Annotated in this window: 23 protein-coding genes; 17 read left to right on the top strand and 6 right to left on the bottom strand. The window is 73.4% G+C overall.

Translation table 11 applies throughout. The annotated features are described in order from the left end of the window. Positions 1 to 23 precede the first annotated feature (23 nt). The 3 genes from BKA00_RS24845 to BKA00_RS24835 all read right to left on the bottom strand — a co-directional run bounded on the left by BKA00_RS24845 (position 24) and on the right by BKA00_RS24835 (position 1,945). Entirely contained in the window at positions 24 to 914 is an 891-nt protein-coding gene (locus tag BKA00_RS24845) for an HAD family hydrolase (protein WP_185028731.1), read from the bottom strand. A gap of 10 nt (positions 915 to 924) precedes the next feature. Continuing rightward, positions 925 to 1,113, bottom strand: a complete 189-nt coding sequence (locus tag BKA00_RS24840) for a hypothetical protein (protein WP_185028729.1) — start codon at positions 1,111 to 1,113, stop codon at positions 925 to 927. Positions 1,114 to 1,267: 154 nt separating this feature from the next. Further along, complete coding sequence (locus tag BKA00_RS24835) at positions 1,268 to 1,945, bottom strand: sigma-70 family RNA polymerase sigma factor (protein ID WP_185028727.1); 678 nt, start codon at positions 1,943 to 1,945, stop codon at positions 1,268 to 1,270. A 134-nt stretch (positions 1,946 to 2,079) separates the two neighbouring features. Here BKA00_RS24835 and BKA00_RS24830 point away from each other — a divergent pair, with 134 nt between their 5' ends. The 8 genes from BKA00_RS24830 to BKA00_RS24795 all read left to right on the top strand — a co-directional run bounded on the left by BKA00_RS24830 (position 2,080) and on the right by BKA00_RS24795 (position 10,772). Continuing rightward, positions 2,080 to 3,408: a putative quinol monooxygenase gene (locus BKA00_RS24830; protein WP_185028725.1), complete on the top strand. Its 1,329-nt coding sequence runs from the start codon at positions 2,080 to 2,082 to the stop codon at positions 3,406 to 3,408. Position 3,409: 1 nt separating this feature from the next. Next, a complete protein-coding gene (locus BKA00_RS24825) occupies positions 3,410 to 3,661 on the top strand; it encodes a glutaredoxin family protein (RefSeq protein ID WP_185028723.1) in 252 nt (83 codons plus the stop codon). A gap of 202 nt (positions 3,662 to 3,863) precedes the next feature. Then, entirely contained in the window at positions 3,864 to 4,604 is a 741-nt protein-coding gene (locus BKA00_RS24820; RefSeq protein WP_185028721.1) for a redox-sensing transcriptional repressor Rex, read from the top strand. 148 nt (positions 4,605 to 4,752) lie between these two features. Further along, entirely contained in the window at positions 4,753 to 6,330 is a 1,578-nt protein-coding gene (locus BKA00_RS24815; protein WP_185028719.1) for a glutamyl-tRNA reductase, read from the top strand. A gap of 47 nt (positions 6,331 to 6,377) precedes the next feature. After that, entirely contained in the window at positions 6,378 to 7,247 is an 870-nt protein-coding gene (gene hemC, locus BKA00_RS24810) for a hydroxymethylbilane synthase (protein ID WP_221494142.1), read from the top strand. A 215-nt stretch (positions 7,248 to 7,462) separates the two neighbouring features. After that, on the top strand, positions 7,463 to 8,983 hold the full coding sequence (locus BKA00_RS24805; RefSeq protein WP_185034738.1) for a bifunctional uroporphyrinogen-III C-methyltransferase/uroporphyrinogen-III synthase: 1,521 nt from the start codon (positions 7,463 to 7,465) through the stop codon (positions 8,981 to 8,983). A gap of 27 nt (positions 8,984 to 9,010) precedes the next feature. Next, positions 9,011 to 9,994 carry a porphobilinogen synthase gene (gene hemB / locus BKA00_RS24800; RefSeq protein WP_185028715.1) on the top strand — a complete coding sequence of 328 codons (984 nt, stop codon included), beginning with the start codon at positions 9,011 to 9,013 and terminating at the stop codon, positions 9,992 to 9,994. A gap of 133 nt (positions 9,995 to 10,127) precedes the next feature. Beyond that, the gene (locus BKA00_RS24795; RefSeq protein ID WP_185028713.1) at positions 10,128 to 10,772 is read left to right on the top strand and encodes a bifunctional DNA primase/polymerase; all 645 of its coding nucleotides are present in this window, start codon (positions 10,128 to 10,130) and stop codon (positions 10,770 to 10,772) included. A gap of 49 nt (positions 10,773 to 10,821) precedes the next feature. Here the strand turns inward: BKA00_RS24795 and BKA00_RS24790 are convergent, their stop codons facing one another. Further along, entirely contained in the window at positions 10,822 to 12,525 is a 1,704-nt protein-coding gene (locus BKA00_RS24790; RefSeq protein WP_185028711.1) for a serine/threonine-protein kinase, read from the bottom strand. 87 nt (positions 12,526 to 12,612) lie between these two features. Between BKA00_RS24790 and hemL the strand changes: the two genes are divergently transcribed. Further along, complete coding sequence (gene hemL, locus BKA00_RS24785; protein WP_185028709.1) at positions 12,613 to 13,911, top strand: glutamate-1-semialdehyde 2,1-aminomutase; 1,299 nt, start codon at positions 12,613 to 12,615, stop codon at positions 13,909 to 13,911. 15 nt (positions 13,912 to 13,926) lie between these two features. Here the strand turns inward: hemL and BKA00_RS24780 are convergent, their stop codons facing one another. After that, positions 13,927 to 14,799, bottom strand: coding sequence for a dihydrodipicolinate synthase family protein (locus tag BKA00_RS24780; RefSeq protein WP_185028707.1), 873 nt, complete (start codon positions 14,797 to 14,799; stop codon positions 13,927 to 13,929). Positions 14,800 to 14,813: 14 nt separating this feature from the next. Beyond that, positions 14,814 to 15,764 (bottom strand): EamA family transporter, encoded by a 951-nt coding sequence (locus tag BKA00_RS24775; protein ID WP_185028705.1) that lies wholly within the window; start codon positions 15,762 to 15,764, stop codon positions 14,814 to 14,816. 72 nt (positions 15,765 to 15,836) lie between these two features. Between BKA00_RS24775 and BKA00_RS24770 the strand changes: the two genes are divergently transcribed. From BKA00_RS24770 to BKA00_RS24735, 8 genes are all read left to right on the top strand, one after another. Then, positions 15,837 to 16,766 (top strand): LysR family transcriptional regulator, encoded by a 930-nt coding sequence (locus BKA00_RS24770; protein ID WP_185028703.1) that lies wholly within the window; start codon positions 15,837 to 15,839, stop codon positions 16,764 to 16,766. A 7-nt stretch (positions 16,767 to 16,773) separates the two neighbouring features. After that, the gene (locus tag BKA00_RS24765) at positions 16,774 to 17,412 is read left to right on the top strand and encodes a histidine phosphatase family protein (RefSeq protein ID WP_185028701.1); all 639 of its coding nucleotides are present in this window, start codon (positions 16,774 to 16,776) and stop codon (positions 17,410 to 17,412) included. Positions 17,413 to 17,495: 83 nt separating this feature from the next. After that, entirely contained in the window at positions 17,496 to 18,098 is a 603-nt protein-coding gene (locus tag BKA00_RS24760; protein WP_230299113.1) for a TlpA family protein disulfide reductase, read from the top strand. A gap of 20 nt (positions 18,099 to 18,118) precedes the next feature. Next, positions 18,119 to 18,838, top strand: coding sequence for a cytochrome c biogenesis CcdA family protein (locus BKA00_RS24755; RefSeq protein ID WP_338072155.1), 720 nt, complete (start codon positions 18,119 to 18,121; stop codon positions 18,836 to 18,838). 1 nt (position 18,839) lies between these two features. Beyond that, on the top strand, positions 18,840 to 20,495 hold the full coding sequence (gene resB, locus BKA00_RS24750; protein WP_185028697.1) for a cytochrome c biogenesis protein ResB: 1,656 nt from the start codon (positions 18,840 to 18,842) through the stop codon (positions 20,493 to 20,495). Between the two features lie 4 nt (positions 20,496 to 20,499). Further along, positions 20,500 to 21,504 carry a c-type cytochrome biogenesis protein CcsB gene (gene ccsB / locus BKA00_RS24745; protein WP_185028695.1) on the top strand — a complete coding sequence of 335 codons (1,005 nt, stop codon included), beginning with the start codon at positions 20,500 to 20,502 and terminating at the stop codon, positions 21,502 to 21,504. A 137-nt stretch (positions 21,505 to 21,641) separates the two neighbouring features. Next, entirely contained in the window at positions 21,642 to 22,616 is a 975-nt protein-coding gene (locus tag BKA00_RS24740; protein WP_185028693.1) for a hypothetical protein, read from the top strand. Between the two features lie 50 nt (positions 22,617 to 22,666). Next, complete coding sequence (locus BKA00_RS24735) at positions 22,667 to 22,936, top strand: hypothetical protein (protein WP_185028691.1); 270 nt, start codon at positions 22,667 to 22,669, stop codon at positions 22,934 to 22,936. Positions 22,937 to 23,042 lie beyond the last annotated feature (106 nt).

The following is a 23,042-nucleotide window of genomic DNA, read 5'->3' as shown; positions in this document are numbered from 1 at the left end:
GAGGGCCGCGGGAGGGGGGCCGGTCAGTTCGCCCGGTAGTGGCGGCGGAGGGCGATGCCGGCCGCGACGCTGCCCGCGATGGCCCCGGCGCCCGCGGCGGCGGGCAGCGCCACCATCGTGACCTTGCGGCCCGTGCGGAAGTCGTGGATCGGCCAGCCGTGGTCCCGGGCGTGGGCGCGCAGCTCGGCGTCCGGGTTCACGGCGTGCGGGTGGCCGACGGCGGTGAGCATCGGCAGGTCGTTGATCGAGTCGCTGTAGGCCGAGCAGCGCGCGAGGTCGAGCCCCTCGCGCTGCGCCAGGGCCCGCACGGCCTCCGCCTTCGCCGGCCCGTGCAGCAGGTTACCGACGAGCCGGCCGGTGTAGACGCCCTCGCGGGTCTCGGCGACCGTGCCGAGCGCGCCGGTGAGGCCGAGCCGGTGCGCGATCGTCCGGGCGACCTCGACCGGCGTGGCGGTGACGAGCCACACCTGCTGGCCCGAGTCGAGGTGCTGGAGGGCGAGGGTGCGGGTGCCGTGCCAGATGCGGTCGGCCATCACCTCGTCGTAGATCTCCTCGCTGAGCTTGACGATCGCGTTGACCCGCTGCCCCGCGACGAACGTGAGCGCGGCCTCCTTGGCGCTGCCGATGTGCTCGGAGTTCTCGCTGCCGCGCAGCCGGAACGCGGCCTGCCCCCAGGCGAACATGGCGAGGTCGCGCATGGTGAACAGCTTGCGGGCGGCGAGGCCGCGCGCGAAGTAGTAGATGGACGCGCCGCGCATCATCGTGTTGTCGACGTCGAAGAACGCCGCCGCGGCGGGGTCGGGGGCGGGGAGCGGGGCGGGCTCGGCCGCCGCGGCGGCGGCCACCTGACCCGCGCTCTTGTGGTCCTCGTCCCTGCCGCGTCCCCAGAATCCGGACTGCCAGAATCGCCGCATGAGGCGAAGCCTAGTCAACCGCCTCCCCGCGGCCCTCCCCGCGGCCGTGATTGCGAGAGTCCTCACTCCTGTCGCTCGCGGCCGCCATCAGCCGCTCGCGCAGCACGGCGCGGAAGAGCGGGTCCGGCCCCGCGGCGCTCTCCCGCAGCCGGGCCAGCGCGTTCCCCTGCTCCGCGATCTTCTCTCGCCTCGTCAACACCGGGTTCTCACTGGCCGCTCCCTTGCGGACTCGTGGCGCGAGCGCGCTCCTGCCCGCTTGAACGATCGGAAGGTGGGCCGGGTTACGGCCCGAAAGTTCATTAATAAACTATCTGAGGGGCTCGCGGTGCCGCAGGGGGGCGCGGCGAGACCGTTCAGCCGCGCAGGTCGTCGGGGAGCATGCGGGCCAGCGAGCGGACCGCGCGGTACTGCAGCGCCTTGATCGCCCCCGGCTTCCTGTCCATGATCAGCGCGGTCTCGGCGACCGACAGGCCGTGCAGGAAGCGCAGAACCACGCACTCCTGCTGCTCGGAGTTCAGCCGCTGGACGGCCCGCAGCAGGGTCCGGTTGGTCATCGCGTCGAGGACGGCCCGCTCCGGCCCCTCCTGCGGGCGGTCCGGCTCGACCAGCTCGGCGGTGCAGACCTCCAGCCGGTAGCGGCCGGACTTGAAGTGGTCGGCGACGAGGTTGCGGGCGATCGTCACCAGCCAGGCCCCGAAGTCCTTGCCCTGCCAGTGGAAGTCGCAGACGCGGCGGAGGGCGCGCAGGAACGTCTCGCTGGTGAGGTCCTCGGTGAGCTGGTGCGTGCCGACCCGGTAGTAGACGTACCGGTAGACGAGCTCGACGTAGTGGTCGTAGAGGGAGCCGAACGCCTCGGCGTCGCCGTCCCGCGCCCGCAGGACCAGCGCCTTGAGCATCTCGGCCCGCTCGGAGGCCTGGTCGGCGGCGCGGTCGGCGGTACGGTCCCCGGCCCGGCCGGCCGGACGCGCGAGAGGGCCTCGGGAATGGCGAGGAAGTGGGATGACCCCGGCATCGAGGGTCAAGCTGCTCATGCAGTTCTCCTCGGGGCTTACGCGACCTCCGGCGTGAAGTGCCACCTTAAAGAACGAAAGGTACGCGAGGCAATGGTGCGTTCCTTGGCCGCGGTTACCCGTCAACCCCCCGGATCGGGCACCATGGGTGCGCGATGGTCGATGCTCTTCTCGCGTTGCTGGCGACCCTTGGTGCCCTGGCGGCCACCGGGTTGCTGGTTCAGCGCGCCTACAAGGACCGGCTGCTCTATCTGATCGCCTGGTCGTTCACGCAGGTCGGGCTCACGCTCGCCCTGCTGTCCATGAGCCTCGGCTTCATGATGGGGTTCAACGGCGCGTTCTTCCGCGTGATGGAACTCGGCGCCGCGCTGATCGGGCCGGTGTGGCTCGCGCTCGGCATCATCGAACTGATCGCGCGGTACGTGCAGGTCCGGTTCGGCGCCTGGCTCTTCACGATCTCCTACACGGTCGTGTCGATCGTGATCCTGATCCTGGACCCGCTGAAGGGCTCCCTCGGCAAGAGCCTGCCGAAGCCGAGCGCCACCTACGACGCCCTGCCGCTGCTGCTGATCGACGGCGCGCACGTCGTCGCGGTGCTCGCGCTGGCGGGGTGCACCGGAGTGACCGCCTGGCTGGCCAGCAAGCGCGACCAGGAGGCCGCCGAGCTGCTCATCCCGGTGGCGCTGGTCGCGCTCGCGGGCGTGCTGGTGGTCAGCGGCACCCGCGGCTTCCTGCCCGCGCCGCTCGCGGTGATCGCGCTCGGCGCCGCCGCCGGCCTCGTCTGGTACGGCTCGATGCGCACGATCCCCGTCTACGACGAGGACGACGAGGGCTACGACGAGTACGGGGACGAGCCCGCGACCGGGTACGAGGAGCAGGGCTACGCGAAGGCCGCCAAGGCCGAGCCCGTTCCGGCGCCGACCCCGCCCGCCGACTCCCGGCGCGGCGAGCTGCGCTTCCCGGAGCCGGCCTCCGAGGAGCTGCGCTACCCCGAGAACACCAGCATCCCGGAGCGTCCCGCCTTCCCGGCGGGCGGCGACCCGGCGGGCGCCACGTCGGTCGACGGCCCGCTCGGCGGGCCCCTCAGCGGCCCGCTCGACCGGTCCCCGCTCGCCGGCCTGGCCAAGCCCGGAGCCCTCGGCGGCGACCTGGCGAACGCGTGCGGCCAGATCACCGTCTACACGCTGCTGGACGGGCGCGAGGAGGCCTTCGACCGGCTCGCCGCCGACCTGGTGAAGGCCGCGCTGGCCGCCGAGCCGGACACGCTGATCTTCGCCTGCCACGAGGTGGTCGGCGGTCCCACGCAGCGGATCTTCTACCAGCTGTTCCGGGACGAGGCCGCGTTCGCCGCGCACCGCCGCCGGCCGCACCTGCAGCGCTTCCTGGGCGAGTCGCGCACCCACGTGATCGCCACGAACGTGATCGAGCTGAAGCTCGGCCCCGCCAAGGTGCCGCTCCCGGCGCCGGAGTTCCCCGGGAGGTGACATGGCGCGCGACATCATGATCACGCTGCTCGGCAAGCCCGGCTGCCACCTGTGCGAGGACGCCCGCGCGGTGATCGCGCGGGTCGCCGGCGAGCTGGGCGTGCCGTGGGAGGAGCGCGACATCACGCTGTCCGAGCAGGACACCGAGCGGTACTGGGAGCAGATCCCGGTCACGCTGATCAACGGCGTCCAGCACGACTTCTGGCGCGTCGACGAGGCCCGCCTGCGCGCGGCGATCGCGGAACTGCGCTAGCCGGCCGCGCCGGGGCATGTCTGGTCGGTCACACCCGGCCGCTTCCTGGCACTTCGCCCGTATGCTGAAAAGCCCCTGATTGACGTCCTTTCGGGGGCGTTGTCCAGAACGCTCGCGGTCCGCCGAACCGGGGGGCCCACTTTGTGCGCGTATTCACAAGGGCTTAACCTGGGGGACACACCGTCGAGCCGAAGAGCAGGCCGTGACACCTCGACAGAACCGGCACCGCGACCGCGCGGGCCGCGGCATCCCCGAAGCCACCGTGGCGCGGCTCCCGGTCTACCTGCGCGCGCTCACCGGGCTCCAGGAGCGCGGCGTCGCCACCGTCTCCTCGGAGGAGCTCGCCGCCGCGGCCGGCGTCAACTCGGCCAAGCTCCGCAAGGACCTGTCCCACCTCGGCTCCTACGGGACCCGCGGCGTCGGCTACGAGGTGGAGTACCTCGTCTACCAGATCTCCCGCGAGCTCGGCCTCACCCAGGACTGGGTCGTCGCCATCATCGGCGTCGGAAACCTCGGCCGGGCCCTGGCCGGCTACGGCGGTTTCGCGTCCCGCGGCTTCCGCGTGGCGGGCCTGCTGGACGCCGACGAGTCCATCGTCGGGCAGGAGATCTCCGGCATGACGGTGCAGCACATCGACCGCCTGGAGGACATCATCGCCGGGCACGGCGTGTCGATCGCCGTGATCGCGACCCCGGCCGGCGCCGCGCAGGGGGTGTGCGACCGCGTGGTCGCCGCCGGCGTGACGAGCGTCCTGAACTTCGCCCCCGTGGTGCTGTCGGTGCCCGACGGGGTGGACGTGCGCAAGGTCGACCTGTCCATCGAGCTGCAGATCCTCGCGTTCCACGAGCAGCGCAAGGCGGGCGGGCCCGACGGCTTCGCCCCGCTGGCGGCCGGCGAGACGCCGGCCGGTGCTGCGCACTACGTGGAAACGGTGGAAGCATGAGGGGGACACGCCAGGGGGCGGGGAGGATCGCCCCCTCCGGAAGACCGACCAGGAGCGGAGCGGACCGGGGGGCTGCGGACGGCCCCCTCTCAGCAGGAGCTCGCACGGCGCGGGTGGGCGGAGACTCGGAAGATGCTGGAGACGGCGAATGAGCATTCTGGTCGTGGGCCTCAGCCACCGAAGCGCGCCCGTCGCGGTGCTGGAGCGGGCCGCGGTCGCCGGTGACGATCTCGTCAAGTTGTTGCACGCCGTGCACGCCTCCCCGAACGTCGCCGAGACCGCGATCGTCTCGACCTGCAACCGGGTCGAGATCTACGCGGTCGTCGGCAAGTTCCACGGCGGCGTCTCGGCGATCTCGGAGCTGCTGGCCCTGCACTCCGGCGTCCCGATGGACGACCTGTCGCGGCACCTGTACGTCCACTACGAGGAGCGTGCCGTCCAGCACGTGTTCGCGGTGGCGTGCGGGCTGGAGTCGATGGTCGTCGGCGAGGGACAGATCCTCGGGCAGATCCGGCAGGCGTTCCGGCTGGCCCAGGACGAGGGGACGCTCGGCCGCGACCTGCACGACGTGCTGCAGCAGTCGCTGCGGGTCGGCAAGCGCGCCCACCACGAGACCGGCATCGACAAGGCCGGCGCGTCGCTGGTCAGCGTGGGCCTGGACGTGGCCGTCCGGCACCTCGGCCCTCTGCGGGACGTCCGCGCGCTGGTGGTCGGCGCCGGGTCGATGAGCTCGCTCGCCGCCGCGACGCTGAGCCGCGCCGGGGCGCGCGAGATCACGATCGCCAACCGGACCCCCGCGCGGGCGGCGCGCCTCGCCGAGTCGCTGGACGTCCCGTCCCGCGCGGTCGGGCTGGCCGGACTGGACGCGGCCCTCGCCGAGGCGGACCTCGTGGTGTCGTGCACCGGCGCCGCCGGCCTGGTGATCACCGCCGAGCAGCTCGCGGCCCGGGGGGCCGGGACGGACGGGCGGCGCCGCTTCCTGCTCGACCTGGCGCTCCCGCACGACGTCGACCGCGACGTCCGGAACCTGCCGGACGTCGAGCTGGCCGGCCTGGACGACCTGCGCACCGCGCAGGAGGCCGCGCAGGCCATCGGCCCGGAGGCGGTCGAGGCCGTGCGGCGGATCGTGTGCACGGAGGTCGAGGCGTTCCTCAGCGCGGCCCGCGCCGCCGCCGTGGCGCCCACCGTCGTCGCGCTGCGCAGCAAGGCGGCCGGGGTGGTGGAGGCCGAGCTGAACCGGCTGAGCGGGCGGGTGCCGGAGATGGACGCCCGTGCCCGCAGGGAGATCGAGCAGACCGTGCGGCGCGTGGTGGACAAGCTGCTGCACGCGCCGACCGTCAAGGTCAAGGAGCTGGCGGCGGCGCCGGGCGGCGACTCCTACGCCGACGCGCTGCGCGAGTTGTTCGACCTGGACCCGAAGGCCCCCGAGGCGGTGGCCCGCGCGGACATGGGAGAAGCCGACGTCCGCGAAGGCGCCGCCTGGGATCCGGATCCGGAATGCGCGGAGGCCGACTGCGTCAGCCCCGCGTCCGCCCCGGGGCGGGACGTCGTCTCCGAGGCGATGTCGGAGGCGATGTCGGAGGCGATGCCCGGCACCGTGTCCGAGGCGATGTCCGAGCCGCCGGCGGACGGTGTGAACGTTGAGACGGTGAACGCGCAGGCCGCGAGCGTGCGGGCGGTCAGCGCCCGCAACGCCGTCCCGGCGCACGAAGGAGACGAAGCGTGAGTACCGGGAGCAGGGGCCCGCTCCGGCTGGGCACCCGCAAGAGCCTGATGGCGACGACCCAGTCGCAGGGCGTGGCCGACGCGTTGTCGCGGCTCACGGGGCATGCGGTGGAGCTTGTCGGGGTAACGACGCAGGGTGATGTCTCCAAGGCCTTGCTCGCCCAGATCGGCGGGACGGGCGTGTTCGTCAACGCGCTCCGCGACAAGGTGCTGTCCGGCGAGGTGGACTTCGCGGTGCACTCGCTGAAGGACCTTCCGACGTCCGAGACGCCCGGGATCGCCCTCGCGGCCACCCCGGCCCGCGACGATGCCCGCGACGCCCTGTGCGGCCCCGCGAAGCTCGCCGACCTGCCACGCGGCGCGCGGATCGGCACCGGCTCGCCGCGCCGCGTCGCGCAGCTGCGCGCGCTCCGGCCGGACCTGGAGATCGTCCCGATCCGCGGCAACGCCGACACCAGGCTGCGCAAGGTCACCGACGGCGAGCTGGACGCCGTGGTGCTGGCGCACGCGGGCCTGAAGAGGATCGGCCGGCTGGACGCCGTGAGCGAGGTGTTCGACCCCGACCAGATGCTGCCCGCACCGGGGCAGGGCTCGCTCGCGCTGGAGTGCCGCTCCGACCGCGACGACCTGCGCGCCCTGCTCGGGGTGATCGACGACCTCCCGACCCGGCGCGCCGTCACCGCCGAGCGGACGGTCCTGGCGGTGCTGGAGGCGGGCTGCTCCGCGCCCGTGGGAACATACGCTGCCGAAGTAGATGAAAGGCTGCATCTGACGGCGACCGTCGCGGCGTACGACGGCAGCAGGCAGGTGCGGCTGTCCGCAAGCGGCCACCCGGACGCGGCGGAGCAGCTCGGACGCGAACTCGCGGACCGGCTGCTCGCGCAGGGGGCCGACCAGTTGATGGGGGAACGCGAGTGAGCCCCGCCGCGAAGAGCGCCACAGCGAAGAGCACCGCCGACGCGAGCAAGACCGACCCGACCGCCGACGAGACCACCACCGAACCGACCGCCGCCGGACCGACCGCCACCGGCGGAACCGTCCGGCCCGTGAAGGCCGCGAAGACCGGCGGGCCCGCCGCGGCCGCCGCCGCGCCGCACCGGACCGCCGGCCCGGGGACGGTCGCGATCGTCGGGATGGGGCCGGGCGATCCCGGCCTGCTGACCCTGCGCGCCGCCGCCGAGCTGGAACGCGCCGACACCGTCGTCGTCAGCCGCGCGCACTGCCCGGTCGAGATCCTGACCCACTGCCGCCCGGACGCCGAGATCCTCGACACGGCGGACGGTGATCCGGTGAAGCTCGCCGCGCGGGCCGCCAAGGCGGGGCGCCGGGTCGTCCGGCTGTTCCGCGGCGACCCGGGGCTGGCCTGCAACTGGGCCTCCGAGGGCGGCGCGCTGGCCAAGGCCGGCGTTCCGTTCGAGGTGGTGCCCGGCGTGTCCTCCGTGACGGCCGTGCCCGGTTACGCGGGCATCCCGCTGACCGACGCCGCGAACCGCGAGGTCCGCGTCGTCGACGCCTCCGAGGGCGGCGTCGACTGGGAGCGGTTCGCCGCCCCGGACACCACCCTGGTCGTCCTCGGCGCCGAGAGCACGGTCGCCGAAGTGGCCAAGGGCCTGGTCGCGGCGGGCCGGCCCGACTCGACCCCGGCCGCGATGACGAGCCTCGGCACGACCACCGAGCAGGAGACCGTCGTCTCCACGCTGAGCAGGCTGGCGGCCGACACCAAGGGCATGGAGGCGCCCGCCCTGATCATCGTCGGGGACGTGGTGAACCACCGCGACAGGCTGTCCTGGTTCGAGACCAAGCCGCTGTTCGGCTGGCGGGTCCTCGTGCCGCGCACCAAGGAGCAGGCCGCCTCCCTGTCGGACCAGCTCCGCGGGTACGGGGCCGTCCCGGACGAGGTCCCGACGATCTCCGTCGAGCCGCCGCGCACGCCCCAGCAGATGGAGCGGGCGGTCAAGGGCCTGGTCACCGGCCGGTACGAGTGGGTGGTGTTCACCTCCACGAACGCGGTCAAGGCGATCCGGGAGAAGTTCACCGACTACGGCCTGGACGCCCGCGCGTTCGCCGGGCTGAAGGTCGCCGCCGTCGGCGAGCAGACCGCCGCCGCCCTGGTGGAGTTCGGCGTCCACCCGGACCTGACCCCGTCCGGGGAGCAGTCCGGCGAGGGCCTGGCCCGGGAGTGGCCGCCCTACGACGAGGACCTCGACCCCATCAACCGGGTCCTGCTGCCGCGCGCCGACATCGCCACCGACGTGCTCATCGCCCGGCTCACCGAACTCGGCTGGGAGTGCGAGGACGTGACCGCCTACCGGACGGTCCGGGCCGCGCCGCCGCCCGCGCCGATCCGCGAGGCGATCAAGGGCGGCGGGTTCGACGCCGTGCTGTTCACCTCGTCCTCCACGGTGAAGAACCTGATCGGGATCGCGGGCAAGCCCCACAACGTGACCGTGATCGCCGTGATCGGGCCCCAGACGGCCAAGACGGCGGAGGAGTACGGGCTGCGCGTCGACGTCATGGCCGAGACCCCCTCGGTGTCCGCCCTCGCGGAGGCCCTCGCGGAGTACGGTGCCAGGCGGAGGGCGGCCCAGATCGAGGCGGGGGACCCGCTTCGCAAGCCCAGCCAGATGCGCCGGGGCGCCCGGCGCCGGAAGTAGACCCCGGAGCGGAGACACAGAGGGATCATGTCTGCACAGTTCCCCGTCGCACGTCCGCGGCGGTTGCGGCGCACGCCCGCGATGCGCCGGCTCGTAGCCGAGACCCGGCTCCACCCGGCGGACCTGGTCCTGCCCGTGTTCGTCAAGGAGGGCATCTCCGAGGCGCAGCCGGTCGCGTCCATGCCGGGCGTGTTCCAGCACACCCGCGACAGCCTGCGCAAGGCCGCGCACGAGGCGGCCGAGGCCGGCGTCGGCGGCCTCATCCTGTTCGGCGTCCCGGCCGTGAAGGACGGCACGGGCTCCGCGGCCGACGACCCGGACGGCATCGTCCAGCAGGCGCTGCGCGACCTGAGGTCCGACCTGGGCGACGAGATCGTCGTCATGACCGACCTGTGCCTGGACGAGTACACCGACCACGGGCACTGCGGCATCCTCACCGAGTCCGGCGAGATCGACAACGACGCCACCCTGGAGCGGTACGCCTCCATCGCCCTGGCCCAGGCCGAGGCGGGCTCGGCGGTCCTCGGCCCGTCCGGGATGATGGACGGCCAGGTCGGCGCGATCCGCGAGGCCCTGGACGGCGCCGGCCACTCCGACATCGCGGTCATGGGGTACTCGGTGAAGTACGCCTCCGCCTACTACGGCCCGTTCCGCGAGGCCGCCGAGTGCGCTCCGCAGTTCGGCGACCGGTCCACCCACCAGCAGGACCCGGCCAACGCCGACGAGTCGCTCCGCGAGGTCTTCCTCGACCTCGACGAGGGCGCCGACATGGTCATGGTCAAGCCCGCCGGCGCCTACCTCGACATCGTCCGCCGCGTCCGCGACGCGGTGGACGTCCCCGTGGTCGCCTACCAGGTGAGCGGCGAGTACGCGATGATCGAGGCCGCCGCCGAGAAGGGCTGGATCGACCGGGAGCGCACGATCATGGAGTCGCTGGTGTCGATGCGCCGCGCCGGCGCCGACATCGTCCTCACCTACTGGGCCACCGAGGTGGCCCGCCGGCTGGCCTAGCCACCCCTGGACCACCTCGCCCTCTAGTCACTTAGGGTCGTTTTCTCGGGGTTGCCGTGCCCGGGATTCGTTCCGGCGGGCATCATCGTCAACCAGGAACCCACGTGCGACCTTGGGGTATTGGGGGGCGGAGATGCTGGCGGTCTCGGGGAGCAGACGGCAGCGGGCGGCGCGCGACCGGATGGCCGCGACGGCGCGGGAGTACGCCGAGATGGGGTGGCCCTGCTATCCCGGCGCCCACCCCCCGGCGGGCGGCGACCGGGCGTGTTCGTGCGACCGGCTCGGCTGTCCCGACCCGGGCGCGCATCCGGTGTCGGCCGCCTGGGCGCACCTGGCGAGCGTCGACGCGGCCGTGATCAAACGGTGGTGGGCCGAGCGGCCGCAGGCCAACATCATCCTGCCGACGGGCCGGGTGTTCGACGTGTTCGACGTCCCGGCCGCGGCCGGGACCATCGCCCTCGACCGGATCGAACGGGACGACCTCCCCGTCGGTCCGGTCGCTTCTTTCGGGGGCGAGCGGCACCTGTTCTTCGTCGCCACGCGCGGCGCGCCCGTCGACGAGGACGAGTGGTGGTCCTGCCAACTGGACTGCTCGCCCGAGGACGTCGCCGAGACGCCGGGGATGCGGTGGCACTGCCGCGACAGCTACGTCGTCGCGCCGCCGTCCGTCCTGCCGAACGGGCGCGAGGCGGCCTGGCTGCGCCCGCCGTCCCGCGGGCCGCTGCCCGACCCGCTGCGCCTCCTGGAAGTCCTCTCGGACGCCTGCGAGGACGCCTAGCCGCTCGTGCGGCCGCCTCCGGCGACGAGGCGGCCGCACAAGGCGCCCGTCAGCGGGGCGCCTTGATGGGGGCCTTGCGGTTCCAGCCGCTGTAGGAGCCGCGCTGCATCTGGTTGCGGCCGTCCTCGGGCCCGGCGCGCACCCAGAACTTCACGGGGCGGAAGCCGGCGTCGAGCTTGACGGCGAAGGCGATCTGCTGCGCGCCGGTCGCCTGCGCCATCTGCGCGTACAGGGGGCCGACGCCGGGCGCCTGCGCCAGCTTCGCGGCGGGCGCCTCGCCTTCGTAGACCGCTCCAGATTTGCTCAGCTTCGTCGCCGACCGCAGCAGCGTCGTCAGGTTCGCGACCGAGCCGCCCTGGCGCACGCGGTCGCCGGCGGCCGGGTAGCCGCGGCCTCCGAGCGGCGACTGCCGCCACTTCTTGCCGGCACGGACGTACAGCCGGTCCTGGACGATCACGGCGCGGACCGGCTTGCGGACCGAGCCCGTCCCCGCCAGCGTCAGGGCGTAGGACGGCGTCCCGCCCTGGACCAGCCAGATCGTCCCCTGGCCGGTGACCGGGAAGCCGCAGCAGCCGGTCTGGCCGTAGCTGAACGCGGCGCCGGGCGTCGCGGCGACGGCCTGGTCGATGCGGGCGACGAGCGGCGCGGGGTCGACGCCGCCGACCGGCAGCGTCGGCTGCGGGCTGCTGCTCTGCGCGGGCGTCGGCTCGGGCGGCTGCTTGTCGCCGCCGATCGAGGAGCCGCCCTTGAACAGGACCGCCGCGCCCGCCCCGGCGGCGACGAGCACGACCGCGACGGCGGCCACCGCCCAGCGCGTCCGGGACCTGCCGCCGCCCTTGGGCCCGGCGGCGGCCGGGGCGCGGACGCCGCCGCGGGACGGCTTCGGCTTCGGCGGCTCGGGCTGCTGCGCGGCCTTCGCGGCGAGCTCGGTGAGGCGGCCGCGGCCCTGCGCCTCCCAGGACGGCCCGTAGGCGGAGACGGCGGCGTCCTCCAGCGCGCCGAGGAAGTCGGCGGCGGACTTCGGCCGCTTCTCCGGCTCCTTGGCGAGGCCCTGGTGGATCAGGTCGCGCAGCGGCCCCGGGACCTCCTCGGCGGGGATCGGCGCCTCGCGGTGCTGCCGCGCCATGTTGCGGCCCGCGTACGGGGGCCGCCCGGTGAGGCACTCGTAGAAGATCGCGGTGGCAGCGTACAGGTCGGTGGCGACGGTGGCGGGCGCCCCGTCCCACAGTTCGGGCGCCGCGTACGGCGGGCCGTGCTGCGCCTCGGTGCCCGCGGGCGCCGACGCGAAGTCGGCGAGGCGGGCGTTGCCCTCGGCGTCGACCAGGATGTTCGCCGGGCGCATCGAGCCGTGGACGAGATCATGGTCGTGCGCGGCCGCGAGGCCGAGGAGCGTCCCGCCCAGCATCGACAGCGCGGCGAGGGGGCCGCAGGGGCCCTGCGCGGCGAGCATCCGCCGCAGGCTCACGCCCTCGACGTGCTGCGTCACGATCGCGGCGCCGTCGGCGGTCTCCACGAAGTCGTAGAGGTCGACCACGTTGGGGTCTTCGAGCTGGGACAGGCCCCGTGCCGCCACGCGGTAGCGCGCGAGAAACGCCTCGTCGGCGCCGAGCGCCGGGTCGAGGTATTTGATCGCGACCCGCGTGCCGGTCATGTCGTCGACCGCCAGCACCACCCGGCCCGAGGCTCCGCCGCCCAGTTCGCGTTCGTGGGTGAAACCCGGGACCGTCCAGCCGTTGACCACGGTGAAAGCCATCCCTCCGATGTCGTACTTGGTGGAATATCGGCCCGTACGCCACCGGGTCAAGGCAAGTCGCCGAACTGCAACTGAGAGACTGCAACCGTGACTGACTTCGATCGCTCCCGGCAGTTGTTCGACCGTTCCGCCGCCGTTGTCCCCGGTGGCGTCAACTCCCCGGTGCGGGCCTTCGGTGCCGTTGGCGGAACGCCCCGTTTCATGGCGTCCGGGCGTGGTCCGTACCTTACCGACGCTGACGGCAATACCTATGTCGATCTGGTGTGTTCGTGGGGTCCGATGATTCTCGGGCACGCGCACCCGGCCGTCGTCGAGGCCGTGCGGGACGCGGCCGGGCGCGGAACGTCCTACGGCGCGCCGACCCAGGGCGAGGTGGAACTCGCCGAGGAGATCGTGTCCCGCACCCCGGCGGCGAAGGTCCGGCTCGTCAACTCGGGGACCGAGGCGACGATGTCGGCGATCCGGCTGGCCCGCGGGTTCACCGGCCGCACCAAGATCGTGAAGTTCGCGGGCTGCTACCACGGGCACGTGGACTCGCTGCTCGCCGCGGCGGGCTCCGGCGTCGCCACGTTCGGGCTCCCCGACACTCCGGGCGTGACCGGCGCGACCACCGCCGACACGCTGATCCTGCCCTACAACGACGTCGCGGCCGTGGAGACGGCCTTCCACGACCACGGCAACGACATCGCCTGCGTGATCACCGAGGCGGTGCCGTGCAACATGGGCGTGGTCCCGCCGCTGGCCGGGTTCAACGCGCTGCTCAAGCGGCTGTGCGAGCGCCACGGCGCGCTGCTGGTGATCGACGAGGTGCTCACCGGGTTCCGCGCGTCGCGGTCCGGATGGTTCGGGATCGAGGGCGTGGCCGGCGACCTGATGACGTTCGGCAAGGTGATGGGCGGCGGGCTGCCCGCCGCGGCGTTCGGCGGCCGCGCCGACGTCATGGACCACCTCGCCCCCGCCGGGCCCGTCTACCAGGCCGGGACCCTGTCGGGGAACCCGCTCGCGACCGCCGCCGGGCTCGCCACGCTGCGCGCCGCCACGAACGAGGTGTACGCCGCGATCGACCGCTCGGCGGAGATCGTGTCGAGGGCCGCGTCCGAGGCGCTGGAGCGCGAGGGCGTCCCGCACTCGCCGCAGAACGCGGGCAACCTCTTCTCGATCTTCTTCACCGAGGGCGCGGTCGGCGACTTCGCCGCCGCGCAGCGGCAGGACTCCAAGGCGTACGCGGCCTTCTTCCACGCCGCGCTGGAGCGCGGGGTGTACCTGCCGCCGTCGGCGTACGAGGTGTGGTTCCTGTCGGCCGCGCACGACGACGAGGCTCTGGGACGCGTCCTGGAGGCCCTCCCGCACGCCGCCCGCGCCGCCGCCCGGGCGACGGAGTCCTGAGGGCGGGACGGCGTCCTAGAACGGCAGGCGGCGGAAGGCCTTCAGGGCGGTGGCGACCGATTCGGGGCGCGGTGCGTGCAGCGGAGCGCGCACCGCCGGGTCGTCGATCAGCCCCTCGCCGGCCAGGCAGGCCTTGAGGACCGCCGGGGACGGCTCGCGGAACAGCGCCTCCGCCATCGGCAGCAGGGCGTTGTGGAAGGTCAGCGCGCGCGCCGCGTTCCCCTCCCGCGTCGCGCGCGCCATGGCGGCGTAGGCGGCCGGGGCGAGGCACGCGCAGGCGGCGACGCCGCCCGCCGCGCCGAGCTGGAGCATGGGGTAGACGAAGGCGTCGTCTCCGGACAGCACCGCCTTGCCGGGGCTGGCCGCCAGCACGGTGAGGGTCTCCTGGTCGATCGCGCCCGCGCAGTGCTTCATTCCGGCGACGCAGTCGAGCGCGAGGATCGCCAGGAGGGCGTCGGCAGACAGGGGCTTCGCCGTCCGGTACGGCACGTTGTACGGGATCAGCGGGACGTCCACGGCCGCGCCGACGGCGGCGAAGTGGTCGATGACGCCCTCCTCCGACGGCCGCAGGTAGTACGGGACGACGACGAGCAGCGCGTCGGCGAGCGGGGCGCGCTCGCGGGCCTGCCGGATCGAGTCCTCGGTGCCCATCGTCCCGGCGCCCACCGTCAGCGGCGTCCCGTGCTCGATCGAGACGCCCCGGCACACCTCCAGGACCGTCCGCTGCTCGGCGGCGCTCAGCAGCGCGGCCTCGCCGGTGGTGCCGAGCGCGACCAGGCCGTCCGCGCCGTTCTCCAGGCAGTGGCGGGCGAGGCGTTCGAGGGACTTGGCGTCCACCTCGCCGGAGGCGGTGAACGGCGTGACGAGCGACGCGTGGATTCCGTGCATGGATCTCACCTCGTTCAGGCGGCCGGCGCGCTGGGCGCGGGCGGCGCGTTGGGCGCGGGCGTCGCCGGCGGCGCCGGCAGGCCGCGGACGCGGGACCGCGGCCGGACGCTGCCGGCGGCGACGCCCGCGATGATCAGAGCGGCGCCGGCGAGCCGGACCGCGTCCACGTGCTCGCCCAGCAGCAGGGCCGCCGAGACGAGCCCGAACGGCGGGACGAGCAGCGAGTACATGGCGACCGTGCCCGCCTCGTACCGGCGGATCAGCCACGCCCACCCGCCGAAGCAGAACAGCGTCGCGACGTAGGCGATGAACGCCAGGGAGCCGACTCCGGCCGGCGAGACGTCGCGCGCCGCCTCCGGCACGGCACCCGGCCCCTCGAAGATCAGCGACAGGGCGAGCAGGGGGAGCGGCGGCACCAGCGACATCCACACCATGAACGCGAACGCGTCGACCGGCTCCTCGGTGGACTGGTTCATCCGCCGCATGGCGACGTTCGCGAGCCCCCATCCGGCCGCGCCGCCGAGGCAGACCAGGAACGCCCCCACCGGGCTCCCGCCCTCGCCCTGCGCGACGCCGAGCAGTGTGATCCCGGCGAACGCCACGCCCATCCCGGCGATCTGGCGGGCCCCGACGCGCTCGCCCAGCAGCAGGCCCGCGAACAGCGCGGTGAAGACCGCCTGCACCTGGAGCACGACCGACGCGAGGCCGGCGGGCATGCCCATGCTCATGCCGATGAACAGCAGGCCGAACTGCCCCACGCCGAGCGGGACGCCGACCAGGACGAACCAGCGCGCGGCGACCGGCGGGCGGCGGACGAGGAAGACCGCGGGCACCGCCGCGGCGGTGAACCGCAGCGCGGCCGTCAGCAGCGGCGGGAAGTCGTCGAGGGCCACCTTGATGGGCACGAAGTTGAAGCCCCACAGGGCGGCGATCAGGGTGGCCAGCAGGACGTGGCGCGGTCTCATGCGTCGATCGTGAGGAAACACTTGCTTTAGGACAAGCGAGAACTTCTTGACACCTCGTTTTAGTATTGCTTCATGCTTGATCTGGAACGCCTGCGCGCCCTGCACTCGGTCGCGACGTACGGCTCGGTCAGCGCCGCCGCGGACGTCCTGCACGTCACCACGTCCGCGGTGTCCCAGCAGCTCGCGAAGCTGGAGCGGGAGACCGGGCAGAAGCTCCTGGAGCGCAACGGCCGCGGCGTCCGCCTCACCGACGCCGCCGAGCTGCTCGTCGCGCACGCCGAGCGGATCCTGTCGCTCGTCGAGCAGGCGCAGGCCGACCTGGAGGCGCACCGCGGCTCCGTCGTCGGCCAGCTCACCGTCGCCTCGTTCCCGACGGCGATCCGCGGGCTGATGCCCGTCGCGCTGCGCGCCCTGCGCGCCGACCATCCGGATCTGCGCGTCCTGCTCCGCGAGGAGGACCCCATGCGCAGCATGCCGCTCGTCCTGCGCGGCGACCTCGACATGGCCGTCGTCCAGGACTGGAACAACGAGCCGCTCCCGCTTCCCGAGGGCCTGTGCAAGGGCGTCATCTGCGAGGACGTCGCCGACGTCGCGCTGCCCGCGGGCCACGAACTGGCCGGGCGCGACACGATCGACCTCAAGGAGCTCGCCGGGGACCCGTGGATCAGCTCCTCGCCCGACAGCATCTGCTGCGACTGGCTGCTGCGCACGCTGCGCGCCGTCGACAGCGAACCCAGGATCGATCACCAGGCCTACGAGTTCGCCACCCAGCTGTCCCTGGTCGCCGCCGGGCTCGGCAACGTCATCCTGCCCCGCCTCGGCCGCTGCGACGTCCCGCCGGGCGTCGCGATCGTCCCGCTGTCGGCCCCGCTGTCGCGCCGCGTCTACGCCGTCTGGCGCGAGGAGGCGGCCCGCCGGCCCGCGATCCGCGCCGCCGTGACCGCCCTGCGCGCCGCCGTCCCGCCCGGTTGCGGGGAGGAGGCCCCGGCGCGGGTAATCTGACGACGCCATGACTGACACGACGATCGTTCACCTCCTGCGGCACGGCGAGGTGCACAACCCCGAGGGCATCCTCTACGGGCGGCTGCCCGGCTACCGCCTGAGCGAGGACGGCGTCCTCATGGCGAAGGCCGCCTCCCGGTGGTTCGCCGACCGGGATGTCACCGCGCTGTTCTCCTCCCCGATGCAGCGGGCGCTGGAGACGGCCGCGCCGCTGGCCGACTCGCTCGGCCTGCCCGTCACGGTGGACGACCGTCTGATCGAGGCCGGCAACCACTTCGAGGGGCTCACGTTCGGGGCCGGGACCGGCTCGCTGCGCCGCCCCGAGCACTGGCGCCACCTCGTCAACCCGTTCCGGCCGTCCTGGGGCGAGCCGTACAAGCTGCTCGCCGCCCGGATGCGCGCCGCCGTCATCCGGGCCCGGGAGGCGGCGCGCGGCCACGAGGCCGTCTGCGTCAGCCACCAGCTGCCGATCTGGATCCTGCGGCTGTCCGCCGAGCGCCGCCGCCTCTGGCACCACCCGGCCCGCCGGGAGTGCTCGCTCGCCAGCCTCACGAGCCTGACGTTCGAGGGCGGCAAACTCGTGGAGGTCGCCTACTGCGAGCCCGCCTCCGGGATCGCGAAGGGCCCCAGTGTCGCGGGTGCCTGACCGCACCGCTAAGTTTGTACTACATCCTGTAGTACAAACACGCCTTGTACCGAACGCCTTGTAGTACCACCTAGGAGGGGCACGTGAACCCCCGCCGCATCTCGCCCTCGCGCGCTCCGTTCCGCGCGGGCGCCGCCGTCGCGCTCTGCGGCCTGCTCGCGGGCTGCGCCGGCACCGGCGCCGCGGGCGGCGGGCCCGACGGCGGCGACAACCGCTTCATCTCCGGCGACGGCAACGTGACCGAGTACAAGGCGGCGCAGCGCAAGAGCCTCGCGAGCGTCACCGGCGAACGGCTCGACGGCGGGTCCTTCAAGCTGGCCGACCTCAAGGGCAAGGTCGTCGTCGTCAACTTCTGGGCGTCCTGGTGCGCGCCCTGCCGGGGCGAGGCGCCGTCCCTCCAGCACGTCTACGACGGGAAGAAGGCGCAGGGCGTGGAGTTCGTCGGCGTCAACTTCAAGGACTCCAAGCCCAACGCGCAGGCCTTCGAGCGCAAGTTCAAGGTCACCTACCCCAGCCTCTTCGACGCCGACGGCCGCGTCACGCTGGCGTTCCGGGAGGTCCCGCCGAGCGCGATCCCGAGCACGCTCGTCCTGGACCGGCAGGGCCGCGTCGCCGCCCGCATCATCGGCGCGACCACGTTCACCAAGCTGGACCCCCTGGTCGGCAAGGTCCTCGCGGAGAAGTGAGCTCCCTGGACGAGACGGTCGTGAGCGGGTCGTTGGTGGCGGCGGCGCCGCTGGCGGCCCTCGCCGGGCTCGTCTCGTTCGCCTCCCCGTGCGTCCTGCCGCTGGTCCCGGGCTACCTGTCGTACGTGACGGGCATGACCGGCGCCGATCTCGCCGAGCAGCGGCGGGGCCGGCTCCTCGCCGGGGTCCTGCTGTTCGTCGCCGGGTTCAGCGCCGTCTTCGTCAGCTACGGCGCGGTCTTCGGCGGGCTCGGGCGGTGGCTGCTGGAGTACCAGGACACGATCACCCGCGTCCTCGGCGTCATCACGATCGTGTTCGGCCTGGCGTTCATGGGGTTCGTCCCCGGGCTCCAGCGGACGGTGAAGTCGGGGCGCCTCCCGGCGGCCGGGCTCGCCGGGGCGCCGCTGCTCGGCGTCCTGTTCGGGCTGGGCTGGACGCCGTGCATCGGCCCCACGCTCGGCGCGGTGCAGGGCCTGGCGATCACCGAGGCCAGCGCCGGGCGCGGCGCGCTGCTGTCGCTGGCGTACTGCGCGGGCCTCGGCCTGCCGTTCGTGGCCACCGCGATCGCCTACCGTAGGGCACTCGGCGCGTTCGGCGCCGTGAAGCGCCACTACCCCCTGGTCATGCGGATCGGCGGGGGGATGCTCGTCCTCATCGGGGTGCTGCTCGTGAGCGGCCTGTGGGGTGACCTGACCATCGAGCTGAGGTCGTGGATCAGCGGCTTCGAACCGGTGATGTGAGATGACTGACACCGACACCGACCACGCCGGCACCGAGGCGCCCGCCGCGCGGCAGGCGCCCGAGGAGGTGCCCCGCCCCTCCGGCATCGGCCCGTTCGGCTGGCTGCGGTGGGGGTGGCGGCAGCTCACCACCATGCGGACCGCGCTGATCCTGCTGTTCCTGGTCGCGCTCGGCGCGGTGCCGGGCTCGATCCTGCCGCAGCGGGGCCAGGCGCCCGAGAAGGTCGCCGCCTACCTGGAGAAGCACGAGAGCCTCGGGCCCTGGCTCGACCGGTTCTCCATGTTCGACGTGTTCGCGGCCCCCTGGTTCGCGGCCATCTACATCCTGCTGTTCGTCTCGCTCGCCGGCTGCGTCCTCCCGCGCGCCGTCAAGCATTACAGGTCGATGCGGGCGCGCCCGCCGGCGGCGCCCCGGAACCTGGCGAGGCTGCCGCAGTCGGCGGCGTACGAGACCGACGCCTCCCCGGAGGACGTCCTCGCCGAGGCCCGCACGGCGCTGCGCGCCCGGCGCTTCCGCGTGGACGTGTCCGGCGGCGCCGCGTCCGCCGAGAAGGGCTACCTGGGCGAGACCGGCAACCTGCTCTTCCACCTCGCGCTGCTGGCGCTGCTGTTCGCGCTCGGCCTCGGCAACCTGTTCGGCTACCGGGGCAACGTCCTGCTGACCGAGGGCAAGACGTTCGCCAACTCGCTCGGGCTCTACGACCAGTTCCAGCCCGGCCGCGCGTTCAGCGGCGGGGAGCTCGCCCCGTTCACGGTCACGCTGGACGACTTCAAGGCCGAGTACGAGGCCGAGGGCGCCAAGCGGGGCCAGGCCACCGCGTTCAACGCCAAGATCCACTACCGGTCGGGCCCGGACGCCCGGAACAAGCCCTACGACCTGCGGATCAACCATCCGCTCAAGGTCGGCGGCGCGAAGGTGTACCTGCTCGGCCACGGGTACGCGCCGGTGTTCACCGTCCGGGACGCCAAGGGGAACGTCGCCTTCCAGGACTCCGTGCCGTTCCTGGAGATGGAGCCGCGGAACCTGACGTCCGAGGGCGTCGTCAAGGTCCCCGACGCCGAGCCCGACCAGCTCGCCTTCTACGCCATCCTGTGGCCGACCGCGGTGGCGAGCGAGGACGGCAAGCAGATCGTCTCGGCGTTCCCCGCGCCGCTGCGCCCGGTCGTCACGATCACGGCCTTCAAGGGCGACCTCGGCCTGGACTCCGGCAGCCCGCAGTCGGTCTACAAGCTGGAGGGCGTCGGCAAGACGATCCAGCCGATCAAGGGCGGCCAGAAGCTGCTGGAGCCCGGGGAGTCGTTCACGCTGCCCGGCGACGCCGGCACGGTCACCTTCGACGGGCTCAGGGAGTGGACGAGCCTGTCGGTCAACCGCGACCCCGGCCGCATCCCCGCGCTGGTCGCCGCCATCCTCGCGGTGCTCGGCGTGGCGACCTCGTTCATGGTCCGCCGGCGCAGGGTGTGGGTCCGTGCGAGCGCCGGAGAGGGCGGGCGTACGGTTGTGGAGGTCGGCGGTCTCACACTGGGGAACCCGACCTCGGAGTTCGACGACATCGTGGCCGCGCTGCGCGGTCCGCAGGACGGGCCCGCATCCGAGCCCGGCGAGACCCCCGCCGCCGACGGCCCCTCGGGTGCGGCGACCGAACCGAAGGAGTGACGAGGTGAGCAACGCCGACCTCGCGAACCTGAGCGACAAGCTCATGCTGACCACCGTGGTGATGTACATCATCGCGCTGGTCGCCTACGCCGCCGACATGGGCTTCGGCCGCCGCCGCGCGGTGGAGGCCGTCCCCGCGAAGAGCGGGGCGAAGGTGCTGGTGGGCGCCGCCGGGGCCGAGGCCGGCACCGCGGACGCCGCGGACGGCACCACCGCCGCCGGGGCCGCGGGCGAGGGGGCGGCGGACGAGGGTTCCGGGCGTTCCCGGGTCGACTGGATCCGGCTCGCCGTCCTGCTGAACGTGCTCGGCTGGGGCGCGCAGCTCGGCGTCCTGGTGACCCGCGGGCTCGCCGCGAACCGCTGGCCGTGGGGGAACATGTACGAGTTCCTCACCGCCATCTCGTTCGCCGCCGTCACCGCGTTCATGGTCGTCATGTTCCGCTACAAGGCGCGGTTCCTCGGCGCGTTCGTCATGGCCGCCGCGGTCGTCGCCCTCGGCGTCGCCAACATCTGGCTGTACGACTCGGTGGGGCCGGTCAGCCCGGCGCTGAACTCCTACTGGATCGCCATCCACGTGACCGCCGCGATCGTCGCGACCGGCGCGTTCACCGTCGCGGGCGCCGCGACGATCCTGTACCTGCTGAAGGAGCGGGCCGAGTCGCGCGGCGGGGCCGCGGCGGGCGGCGTGCTGTCGCGCGTCCCGTCGGTGGAGGCCCTGGACCGCCTGTCGATGCGGGTCACGATGTTCGCGTTCCCGATCTGGACGGCCGCGATCATCATGGGCGCCATCTGGGCCGACCAGGCGTGGGGCCGCTACTGGGGCTGGGACCCCAAGGAGATCTGGTCCTTCGTCACCTGGGTCATCTACGCCGCCTACCTGCACGCCCGCGCCACCGCCGGCTGGAAGGGCCGCAAGGCCGCGATCCTCTCCCTGGTCGCGTTCGCCGCGCTGCTGTTCAACTTCTTCGGCGTGAACTACATGTTCTCCGGCCTGCACTCCTACGCCTGACGCCCGGTGCGGCGCCGCGGCCGCGCAACTCCACGGGATGACGGAGAGTCGGGTTCCGGCTTACCCTTCCTCAGGGACCCGGTCCGGCGGCGGTCGCCGCCCGATACCCCCGCGGGTCCGGCTGACAGAGGAGCCCGATGCGCTTCAAAGGCGTCCACCGCAAGCCCCGGGAGACGTTCCGCGGCGGACGGTTCCGCGCGGACGCGGCCGGCGACGAGGTCCCCTACTCGCCGTCCCCGCCCGACTCGGGGCAGGTGCGGCCGCGCAGCAACCAGCCGCGCGACCGGTTCGGCCGGTTCCGCAAGGCCGGCCGCGACGACGACTACGCGCTCGGGCCCGAGCGCCCGGAGGCGGGCCCCGTCGACACGGCGGGCGGCCTGCGCGGGATGACCGGGCGCCTCGGGCGGCGGGGGGACGGCCGGCCGCGCTCGGGCGACTACTCCTGGAGCGACTTCGAGCTGGAGGACGACCGGCCGCGGGTGGAGCCCCGCCCGCCGGGAACTCCGCACGCCGCCGACGGCCGCCGCGACTGCGGTGTGCTGGAGGCCGTCCTGCACCGGCAGTGGGACGTCCGGGAGGGCCCGCCGCCGGACGCGGTGATCGGGGCGGTGGAGAGCCTGGCGTCGCTGCCGGAGCCGCTGAAGGAGAAGCTGGCGAGCGGCCTCGACGGCATCTACGTCGGCCCCGGCGGTGTCCCGCAGCTCGACGACATGGGCCACCTGCGCGACCGCCCGCTGCCTTCGGGCCGCGCCACCTGGGACATCTGCGCCGGCGCGTACGGCGACCGCAAGATCGTGGTGGGGGACCGGCCGTCCCCGACGCCGGACGTGATGCTGCACGAGGTGGGCCACGCGCTCGACGACATCGACGGCGACGACGGCGAGTGGACCTCCGACAGCCCCGCCTTCCGGCGGCTGTACGAGGAGTGCCTGCCGTATCTGGCGAGCGAGTTCCACAAGCAGCCGAACGCGCTCGGCCGCCGCGAGTTCTTCGCCGACGCGTTCGCCGCGATCTCCTCCCGGCAGCGCCCCGCCCTGGTGGATATGCTCGCCGGCAACATCCGCACGGCCCTTGAGGTCATGCTCTTCTTCAACCGCAGGTACGGGATCTAGGACGCCGAGATGACAGGCCGCGCGACGACAGACGGCGAAGGTGATCGACGATGTACGTGATCCGGCTTCCCGACGGCACGCTCCGGGTCCCCCACAGCGTCCTCGCCGACGGCGGCGAGTCCGGACCCGACGCGAGCGAGGGACGGATCATCGCCGACGCCTATGTCGAGATCGGCCCGGACGATCCCGACTACGACCGGTTGCTGGGCGAGTCGCTCACCGAGGAGGAACTGGCGGAACGGCGGCGCCGCTGGCGGGACGAGGACGCGGACCTGCTCCGCCGGTTCGAGGAGTGGAAGGCGGGCGGCACCGAGGAGTGAGCACCGGAGAAGCGGGCACCGGAGAAATCAGCACGGAGAGTGAGCGGGGGCGGGGCGGGAGGCGCCCCGGCCGCCCGGCGAGGACTGCCTTCGGCCAAGGACTGCT

This window comes from Actinomadura coerulea (assembly GCF_014208105.1).
GTDB lineage: Bacteria > Actinomycetota > Actinomycetes > Streptosporangiales > Streptosporangiaceae > Spirillospora > Spirillospora coerulea.
The sequence above is the reverse complement of the archived record's forward strand: the minus strand, read 5'-3'. Positions and strand labels throughout refer to the sequence as shown.

Bases quoted from the DNA above. Each gene is read 5' to 3' on its own strand.
- BKA00_RS24845 (WP_185028731.1), bottom strand. From the start codon at position 914: ATGCGGCGATTCTGGCAGTCCGGATTCTGGGGACGCGGCAGGGACGAG.
- BKA00_RS24835 (WP_185028727.1), bottom strand. From the start codon at position 1,945: ATGAGCAGCTTGACCCTCGATGCCGGGGTCATCCCACTTCCTCGCCAT.
- BKA00_RS24830 (WP_185028725.1), top strand. From the start codon at position 2,080: ATGGTCGATGCTCTTCTCGCGTTGCTGGCGACCCTTGGTGCCCTGGCG.
- BKA00_RS24825 (WP_185028723.1), top strand. From the start codon at position 3,410: ATGGCGCGCGACATCATGATCACGCTGCTCGGCAAGCCCGGCTGCCAC.
- BKA00_RS24815 (WP_185028719.1), top strand. From the start codon at position 4,753: ATGAGCATTCTGGTCGTGGGCCTCAGCCACCGAAGCGCGCCCGTCGCG.
- hemC (WP_221494142.1), top strand. From the start codon at position 6,378: ATGGCGACGACCCAGTCGCAGGGCGTGGCCGACGCGTTGTCGCGGCTC.
- BKA00_RS24805 (WP_185034738.1), top strand. From the start codon at position 7,463: ATGGGGCCGGGCGATCCCGGCCTGCTGACCCTGCGCGCCGCCGCCGAG.
- hemB (WP_185028715.1), top strand. From the start codon at position 9,011: ATGTCTGCACAGTTCCCCGTCGCACGTCCGCGGCGGTTGCGGCGCACG.
- BKA00_RS24795 (WP_185028713.1), top strand. From the start codon at position 10,128: ATGCTGGCGGTCTCGGGGAGCAGACGGCAGCGGGCGGCGCGCGACCGG.
- BKA00_RS24790 (WP_185028711.1), bottom strand. From the start codon at position 12,525: ATGGCTTTCACCGTGGTCAACGGCTGGACGGTCCCGGGTTTCACCCAC.
- BKA00_RS24780 (WP_185028707.1), bottom strand. From the start codon at position 14,799: ATGCACGGAATCCACGCGTCGCTCGTCACGCCGTTCACCGCCTCCGGC.
- BKA00_RS24775 (WP_185028705.1), bottom strand. From the start codon at position 15,764: ATGAGACCGCGCCACGTCCTGCTGGCCACCCTGATCGCCGCCCTGTGG.
- BKA00_RS24770 (WP_185028703.1), top strand. From the start codon at position 15,837: ATGCTTGATCTGGAACGCCTGCGCGCCCTGCACTCGGTCGCGACGTAC.
- BKA00_RS24765 (WP_185028701.1), top strand. From the start codon at position 16,774: ATGACTGACACGACGATCGTTCACCTCCTGCGGCACGGCGAGGTGCAC.
- resB (WP_185028697.1), top strand. From the start codon at position 18,840: ATGACTGACACCGACACCGACCACGCCGGCACCGAGGCGCCCGCCGCG.
- BKA00_RS24740 (WP_185028693.1), top strand. From the start codon at position 21,642: ATGCGCTTCAAAGGCGTCCACCGCAAGCCCCGGGAGACGTTCCGCGGC.
- BKA00_RS24735 (WP_185028691.1), top strand. From the start codon at position 22,667: ATGTACGTGATCCGGCTTCCCGACGGCACGCTCCGGGTCCCCCACAGC.